This is a genomic window from Paenibacillus sp. IITD108 (assembly GCF_036541265.1).
Taxonomy (GTDB): Bacteria; Bacillota; Bacilli; order Paenibacillales; family Paenibacillaceae; genus Pristimantibacillus.
Genome location: NZ_JAZHCT010000068.1, coordinates 1 through 8,338, shown reverse-complemented (window position 1 = coordinate 8,338; position 8,338 = coordinate 1). Strand labels below are relative to the sequence as shown.

Here is an 8,338-nt window from a genome sequence, read left to right as displayed (position 1 = left end):
ATCGTATAAAATGTACCTTTTGAAATTGTAACGCATCGTAAAGGCGCTATCTGTGAACAAATGGTCATTTAAGCTGCGTTTTACAGTTAATAAGCACGTCAGGATTCGTTACATTTTTAAAACGAGCTTTTTCGGTATAATAGCGCTGCTAGGATTCGTTAGAGCTTTCAACAACCTGAACAAAATGCATTCAGCTTCGTTCCTTCATTATACTGACCCTATTCGTCTACCGGAACTCTACTCGTAAGCTTCTCCAAATGACGAACCGTCGGTGTCAGGTTGGCGAAGAAGTAAGCTTCGCGCAATCTGCGTGAAGGATGGCTGCTGAATGTGTAGCCTGCGCTTCCTTGATGCAGCATGCAGGCCTGCACTGCGTTCAAGGTTAAATACACTGTGGCAAGCCTAACCTTAAGAAGGTCTGGCCATAACGCCTGAATATCCGGCGCTGCCGCAAGGCGCAGCGTCTCCGCGCGCAAACGCTCCAGCTCTCTCTCCAATTGCTCCGCCTGTACAGGCAAGTATGAGTTGCAACCGCACTGTTTATCCTTGGCTTGCCGGATGGCATGCAGGGATGCGGCAATCACGCCAAGTCCGAGCGGGATTTGGTACAAAACAAAGGTCGGCCGCACGATTTGTACGTAATCATCAGCCTGGTCAGACAACACCCAGTCGTCAGGTACGAGCACATCACGAAATTGGCAAGCATAAGTGGCGCTGCCGTTAAGTCCGAGAAAGCCTGTTTGCTCGATCATTTTAAGTCCTGCCGAATGGCAAGGCACAACAGTCATAATTCGCTTATTATCATCGGCTGCAGCAATTACCGCAAACCAGTGGTTTTCACCGAGATTCGATACCATCGGCAAATTACCGGATAACAAGTAGCCATTTTTCACTCGCTTAGCTTTAAGGTAAAGCTGGTCAATCCCCGCATAAAACTTCATTGGGTTAGACAGCCCGGTTCCGCCAAGGAGTTCACCATTTTCGAGCCGATGCAGCAATTGCCCCTTCAGCTTCTCATTCTCACTAAGCCTTACGTAAGTTAGCAGCGCCTGATGGCACCACAAATTAAAGCCTGTTGTCATACAGGTTGCGGATGTTTCCTCCAACAGCTTTACGGAGTTAACACGAACGTCCGCCTGCTCCTTGCCAGCAGAACTCAAATACCCTTCTCGTCCTAGCGCAGTCAAGTAATCAGCAGGGTAATAAGCGTCTACATCAATCCGTTTTACATACGGCTTTAAATTTTGTTTAACGACTTCTCCCAGCCCGCGAAATGACTCAGCATTCATGGTCGGCATCGCTCTATTCCTTAGGCAAAATTTCTGTAATGGCGTCAATTGGCGCTTTTACCGCTTCACGGGCGCGCTTTACAGCAGCCTCGTCCGGTGCGTTGTAGAAGCATAGACATTTCGTCATATCCTCGCAAACATACGTGCGGGAGAAGGATACTTCAGGAACCTCTGCATAATGTACGGAATTATTTCTTTTTCTCTCCAAATATTGCTCCATCGTCAAATGCTCCGGCAAGTTCCACTCTACCAAATAGTTCAGCCCTTCATCAGAAGCGCCAACTTCCTCCTGCTGCTTGCCAATCAAGCGAACTTCCTTTAATAGCAAAATAGAAACTTGCGCGTCTTCAAGACTTGCACGAATATCAGACTCACTGCCCTCGAAAATAAAGAATGCTCGATCAAATCCTTTGGAAACTTGAACCTCCAGCAGCTTTACATCTTTTGCAGCAACCGTCTCACGAAGGCTGGCAACTAGCGCATTAAATTCATTAACCTCGTTTACTTTTCCCTCAAAGCTGGACTCGATTAGAAATAATGACATTGAAATCAATCTCCTTTTTAATGTAGTGGCTTGCGATTGTTAACTTTTAATACTTAGTGTAAAATTTAAACCATATAGGTGGAACACATAGTAGGAGGACCGAAATGAAAACCAGATACGACTTGCCCTGCAATATCGCTCAAACACTTAATCTGATCGGCGACCGATGGACGCTGCTGATCATTCATGAGTTATTGATTGGGCATCATACCTTCAGCGAAATTAAAAGTAATTTAAAGGGACTATCCTCCAAGCTGCTTTCCGAACGGCTGAAATATTTGGAGGATGCCGGAATGCTTACCGTCTCCCTCTACTCCTCTCATCCGCCGCGCTACGACTATAAGCTGACTGAGAGCGGTCAAAGCTTGGAAACTGTCTTTCATGCGCTGCTCCTTTGGGGGCAACAGCATTTGCCAAAATGCTATAAAAAGCTTGTGCATCAAGAATGCGGTCATGAGGTTCGTCTCGTATGCTACTGTGATGAATGCCAAAAAGTAACCGAAAACGTTAAAGCAGTAGAAATTGACCGCTCAGAGGACGCTGTAGCCAAAGTCTAGATTTGGCTGACAGCGTCTTTTACAATGTTATTTGGGAATAATGCCCCACTGCTTCTCCATCCATCGCTCGAAGAGGCGGACGCACTGGTCAAGCAGCAGGCCGCATATTCCAATAAACAGTATGCCTGCAAGCACCAAGTCAAGACGTATCATGTTGCGGCTGTCTACGATTAGAAAGCCTAGTCCGGATTGGGCTCCGACCATTTCGCCAGATACGAGGAAAATCCACGCTGTGCCCACTGCAATATGAAGCCCATTGGCAATGGTAGGAAATGCCGCCGGAAAAATAACTTTAGTCAGCAGCGATGTCCGACTAAGCTCCAAATTTTGCGCCAGCTTGATGTAGATGGGATTCACCTTTTTAACACCAGAAACGGTGGAGAGCAATACAGGAAAAAATGCTGCCAGAAATATAATGACGATAGCAGGCGCATTGCCAATTCCAAACCACAATACAATGAACGGCGACCAGGCAATTGGCGACACCGGACGAAGCGTTTGGACGATAGGGTCTACAATATTCCACAGTACCTTCATTCTTCCAAGCAGAATGCCGAGCACAATACCAACAATAGACGCTGAGACATAGCCGGTTACAAAGCGGAATAGGCTAACTCTGAAATGCTCGAATATCGTTCCGGTGTTTATAAGTTCTACAATTGCATTACCCACATCTGCTGGAGAAGGGAGCAGCGATCGTTCGTACAGCTCCAAAGATACGACTAATTGCCACAAAGAAAGCAAAATCGTCAAAGCGATAAGCACATAACCTGTTTTCTTTAAAGCACGCATGGACTACAGCACCTTTTCAATAAGTGAATTGTCTACAAACTCCTCGAACGTAGGCGGCTGCTCGGAAAGCTCCATCTCAATCATATATTGGCGAAGCACCTCATAGGAGGCTTCATCCAGCTTCAGCTCATCGTACTTGATCCACTGCAAAGACAGTTCCAGTACATTGTCATCCACATTCATATATTTTTTCAAAATTTGCTTGGCCTGCTGATCCTTCTGCTCGGCTACCTTTCCCGCAGCTACATATTTCTCGACCAGCTCTTGCGCAATATTCGGCTCATCCTTAATCAGCGCCCCGCGCAAAACGAATGCGCAGTCTACTGATTCCGGCCATAGCTCCTCGGATTGGAACAGTACCTTGCCTTTATCAATGACAACCGCTTTGGCGCCAAACGGCTCCGCTACGACATATCCTGAAATTCTGCCTTCAGCTAAAGCAACAGGCATCTCAGCAGGAGGCAATTGAACGGCTTCAACATCGGTATACTGCAAGCCTGCTCCCTTCAGCATCTGATAAAGCAGCACGTTATGCGTTGAATATTTGTGCGGAATGGCAAACGGCTTGCCCTTCAAGTCCTGCACACTATTAATATCCGGCGCGGCGACGATGACATTGCCATCCTTATGGCCAAGCGCAACTGCTTTAAGATCGACACCTTGCTCCTTAGCTCTCATCGCGAGCTCGATCAGAACAGACGCCCCATCGATTTTCCCCGTATTGAGCGCGTCCATTAAATCTGGCCAGGAACCAAACTTCACTAGCTTTAGCTCAAAATTGTCATAGCCTCCATCTGCAAGCCCAAGCTCTTCCTCAATATAAAGCGGTGCGGCATGCGTGATTGGCAAGTAGCCGATCTGCACTATACGCTTCTTCTCAATACCAGGCTTTGCTTCCTTGCCATTACCGGCCGAGCTGCAAGCAGATAGTACGAGTAAAACTGCTATAATAGCCATTACATGAAACTTCTTAAAATGTACGAATGATTTCAAAGCCGATTCCTCCTGCTATATGGTGAATTCTTCCTCTGACTGAAGCCCCGACAAGCGGAACTGCGTTAATATTTGCTTGCGGTAATATTGAAAATCCGCATGGCCGCGATCGAGCGGCCTGGCAGCTTCAATCCGTATTTCGTCACTGATTCTACCAGGAGAAGGCTGCATGATTAGCACGCGATTCGATAAATAAACAGCTTCGTCAATATCATGAGTAACGAGAACGACTGTAACCTTCTCTTGCTGCTGAATACGCAGCAATTCATCCTGAAGCGCATATCGTGTAAATGTATCCAATGCGGCGAACGGTTCATCCATCAGCAGCAGCTTGGGCTTCATAGCGAGTGCTCTAGCCAGCGCTGTGCGCTGCTTCATCCCGCCGGACAATTGACTGGGAAAAGCGGACGCTTTATCCTCTAGGCCCACCAATCTAATATAAGTAAGCGCACGTTCCTGCACTTCCTTCTTGGGTAGCCTCAGCGCTTCTAGCCCAATCTCTACATTGGCCAATACTGAACGCCAAGGCAGCAGACCATATTCTTGAAACAGCATAACGCAATGGCGGCCCGGACGCTTAACTACATCGCCGGTTATCCGCACCTCGCCACTGTCACTGCCTTCAAATCCGCCAATTACATTAAGCAGCGTACTTTTGCCGCAACCGCTCTGTCCAAGTAATGAAACAATTTCCCCTTCCTCAATGTCGAAGGAAATATCATGCAGCACTTGTTCTTGCTTATCGCCCTGCGCGAAGCTTTTATACAATCGATCAGCTTTAACAGCCGGCACAGTACTCAAATCAATTGTCCCCCCTCACCGAATCACACTAAACCCATATATCCCATTAAACAAATAGGAATTAAGTAGATAATAATATACTTTGTTAAAAAAAACAACCAACAATTTCTAAGTTATGTAAAAGGATTTTGTAAAGGAATTACAAAAAGAGCCTCACATTTTAATGATTTAACTCAGGATCGCAATATACAAAAACTGTAAAAAGAGAGGTATACCAGTGCATGGATTGTGATTTCGTTGCAGCTCCTGTATAATACCCGTTATATTCAAATATATGATTATTTGATTATTCACACTAGAATAAACGGCTTCCGCCGCCCTTTGGACGAGCACGTTTACCGATGAAGTCACTCAAATGAGCTAACGAATCGTGAGAGCGCTATTTCGTCTATAAAGAGCCTTTTTGAAATCTAACGAATATATACGATCTTATTTGCCCCTAACAGTGCTAAAATGAGTGGAAAGTCACACATGCGCAATGATATTCGTTAATTTTTTTAACGAGCTGATTTTCGCCAAATAGAGCATTTAATCTTCGTTAGATTCAAGTCGTTGTAATGACCTGTAGAAACTTATACCTTCTATTATCTTAAAAAAAGGAGTGGGTGCGAATGCCAGACTCTAGGAGTAATGACACATCACAACAAGTTTCGTCATCCTCTCACGAATCGACTACGTCTTTCATGCTGGTAAGCAGACAAACCGTCATAACAGTAGGAATTCATGCGTTACATGAGATCGGGTCCGATTCCATTTGTAACGTTTGTATCGCTAATGGAGGTTCCTGCTGTCAAGGGTGCGGACATCTTGTCAACGGTATAGGCTGCCAAAAACGAAATACAAGTTGTACGGCATGGTTATGCGGGTTTTTAAAGTTCTTTTTGTATGAAACCGGCCTCCTACAAGAATGGAATGACTTTTGGGAGCAAGTCCCGGGGCAAGATTACCGTGAGGACTTTACGCCAGAGGTTTTTTATGTGACAAAATCATTACACCTTCCGGATCTTCGGAATTTGAGTAAGGCTCTTGCTGCTGATCTTCATGAGTTGGCTAAATCACATATTGCAATCGGGTTCATCATAACTCTACGTGAAAAAATAGATAAATATATTGATCAACTCGACGAATGTCAACATAATCGAAAAAAGAAAAGCGAATTAAAACGAAATATAAAAATGCTATCAAGTCCTTTCCATCGTTTTCAAAAAGAACTGCATGAATATCGACAAAAGTTTCCGATTTGATAGCGACTTTAATAAGGATGTTGGGTCGATCCCCTCTTGCTTTCAAGAAATCTTTCAACACTTTGCAATTTATATGGAAGAATGAAAGTGAAAAGTGCCTCATCCTAAATGGATTGGCACTTGGGAAAGGTTTTATTTAGATGTAATCTGGTATAAGGTCAGCCAAGCTCTTATTCATTCATTCAAGCACTGATTTCCCTTGCAGAAATCTTTTCATTAAATCATTTGAAATCAGCAATGCTTCATTTCGGTTATTAGCAGGTGCTGTAATCATACCCGTCCACTCTTGCGGACTATCCTTATGTATAATCAAAATTGTTATTTTACTCATAGCGTTATTGGCAAATATAATTTTGATCTCACTTTCTGGTATTTGTTTATTCTTTTCAAGAGATTTAAACAGGTAACGTCCTTCTCCCCTTTTATTAAATGAAAGTTGAATATCTTTCAGATCACCTAACACTATGCCTTCTGAAATTATTTCTATCGAGCCAGCAGAACGACTCGCCTCCTGCTTAACTCCGCCTCATTACAACTGAGCTAATTTGATAAACAATCCACGTTACAATAGCGATAAGCACAGCATCGAATATGACATTAAACATGAACAAATGCTTGCCAAGATCTGCCTGCCCATCGCCCAGAATCGGGATCAGAAAGCTGAACAGCCCTGTCAGCCCAATTAAAATAAATAGCTCACAAGCAACTCGGTGACGCATGTCTATCCTTTTCAGCCATTCAATTACAGCGATTATAAAATATACAGCGAACACAGTTAGCACAAACCACAGCTTATTAGGCACATTCTGCTTTTTAAATTCGCTCCAAGCGCTGTATTTAAAGGAAATCGCTCCTGGCTGTTTCCCTTCGCTCTTCTCAAAGCTGCCCAAATAATAAGGCCGGATCATCATGCCATTTTCAGCAGCATACTCCATTTTAGAAATCAGCCTGCCGGGGTGCGTCAAATAAAATTTTAATACACTCATATGAGAAATGCGGTCATAAAAGTCCGCAGTCATAGAAGGTGCGTCCTGCTTGATTGCTGTGCCGCCCTGAAAATAATTCGTATTCGCCAGTACAGACAGATGCTGCGGCAAGCCGAGCTTTTTCAAATCTCCCTCTACATCTGGAGAGTCCTTCAAAATTCCGAAAAATACGGTTTGATATAAGTTAATATTTTTAAAATCTTTTGGTGCTGCAACGTACATGGCAATTGAACCGAGTAACGTAACAGCAGACAGTATATATGCTAGCTTACGCCAGCCATTATCCGAACGAAGCATCGCATAGCGTAATCCAAGCAGAGCAAAGCCAACACCAATCGGGGCATTCTGCGTCTTGGAGCCAACGAGAAACAGGATCGATATGAAAAATAAAACGAGCAGTGTTTTACTTGGGTGCTCTATTCTTGCCAGAAGCAAGCCGAGCCCAGCAGTGAGCAGCAAAAAGATGAGTGAAACCGGCTCACCAAATAAGGAGTTAAAATACGCTGTATAGCCGATATCAAAAAACACAAACAGCAATAATGCCGCAAGCACAATACTCGTTAAGCGGGAACGCGATTTGCTCCCAGCGATAATGGTGTAGCCCGCCGTAAGCAGCAGCACGCCAAACATCGTGCCCAGCACCCGGATATCAAACATAGAGCCATTGAAGATCATGCCAACAAAACGTGCAAGGCCAACTAATAGTATATGCGAGGACATATAGAAGCCTCTGAAGAACGAATCATAGGAAAAGTGGATGTGCGAAAAGCTGAAAAAGCGATCCTCATACGGCTCGTCCAAAACGCCATAATTAAGCCCCATCGTACCCATAATTCGCAAAAAGTCACCGTTATCCGCTACACCAACAAAGGGCTTCATGAATAGCAGGCTAATTAGAATTGCGGCTCCCGCAATAACAAAAATAACTTCAATTTTACTGCTTAGCTTTCGTAAAATATGCATAGCTTTTGTACCTCTTTCGTAAGGAACTACAACCTTCATAAAAATAAACGGCTACTTGTTCAAGTTTTCATTATATGGAGCCGTACTGTTAATTTGCAAGTTTTCGCCCGGCCCTGTACCATATTTTAGCAGAAAAATTGAATTCGATCTATTTTATAATTGTATTTAG

General features: G+C 44.1%; 9 protein-coding genes. 2 read left to right on the top strand and 7 right to left on the bottom strand.

The window, feature by feature from the left end:
• Positions 1-218: 218 nt before the first annotated feature.
• Positions 219-1,289, bottom strand: a complete 1,071-nt coding sequence (locus V1L65_RS28405; protein ID WP_331702723.1) for an acyl-CoA dehydrogenase family protein — start codon at positions 1,287-1,289, stop codon at positions 219-221.
• 13 nt (positions 1,290-1,302) lie between these two features.
• Entirely contained in the window at positions 1,303-1,833 is a 531-nt protein-coding gene (locus V1L65_RS28400) for a DUF4242 domain-containing protein (protein ID WP_331702722.1), read from the bottom strand.
• A 104-nt stretch (positions 1,834-1,937) separates the two neighbouring features.
• Here V1L65_RS28400 and V1L65_RS28395 point away from each other — a divergent pair, with 104 nt between their 5' ends.
• Positions 1,938-2,390, top strand: coding sequence for a winged helix-turn-helix transcriptional regulator (locus tag V1L65_RS28395; RefSeq protein ID WP_331702721.1), 453 nt, complete (start codon positions 1,938-1,940; stop codon positions 2,388-2,390).
• A gap of 27 nt (positions 2,391-2,417) precedes the next feature.
• Here V1L65_RS28395 and V1L65_RS28390 read toward each other — a convergent pair whose 3' ends face one another.
• Genes V1L65_RS28390 through V1L65_RS28380 form a run of 3 tightly spaced genes read right to left on the bottom strand, consistent with a single transcriptional unit; the run spans position 2,418 to position 4,976 of the window.
• Positions 2,418-3,182: an ABC transporter permease gene (locus V1L65_RS28390; RefSeq protein WP_331702720.1), complete on the bottom strand. Its 765-nt coding sequence runs from the start codon at positions 3,180-3,182 to the stop codon at positions 2,418-2,420.
• A gap of 3 nt (positions 3,183-3,185) precedes the next feature.
• On the bottom strand, positions 3,186-4,139 hold the full coding sequence (locus V1L65_RS28385; protein WP_442955731.1) for an ABC transporter substrate-binding protein: 954 nt from the start codon (positions 4,137-4,139) through the stop codon (positions 3,186-3,188).
• Positions 4,140-4,190: 51 nt separating this feature from the next.
• The gene (locus tag V1L65_RS28380) at positions 4,191-4,976 is read right to left on the bottom strand and encodes an ABC transporter ATP-binding protein (RefSeq protein ID WP_331702718.1); all 786 of its coding nucleotides are present in this window, start codon (positions 4,974-4,976) and stop codon (positions 4,191-4,193) included.
• Between the two features lie 881 nt (positions 4,977-5,857).
• Between V1L65_RS28380 and V1L65_RS28375 the strand changes: the two genes are divergently transcribed.
• Positions 5,858-6,220, top strand: a complete 363-nt coding sequence (locus V1L65_RS28375) for a hypothetical protein (RefSeq protein WP_331702717.1) — start codon at positions 5,858-5,860, stop codon at positions 6,218-6,220.
• 178 nt (positions 6,221-6,398) lie between these two features.
• Here the strand turns inward: V1L65_RS28375 and V1L65_RS28370 are convergent, their stop codons facing one another.
• Both V1L65_RS28370 and wsfD read right to left on the bottom strand, forming a co-directional pair.
• The gene (locus V1L65_RS28370) at positions 6,399-6,683 is read right to left on the bottom strand and encodes a hypothetical protein (protein WP_331702716.1); all 285 of its coding nucleotides are present in this window, start codon (positions 6,681-6,683) and stop codon (positions 6,399-6,401) included.
• Positions 6,684-6,735: 52 nt separating this feature from the next.
• Positions 6,736-8,208, bottom strand: a complete 1,473-nt coding sequence (gene wsfD / locus V1L65_RS28365) for a glycan biosynthesis hexose transferase WsfD (RefSeq protein ID WP_331702715.1) — start codon at positions 8,206-8,208, stop codon at positions 6,736-6,738.
• Positions 8,209-8,338: the final 130 nt, after the last annotated feature.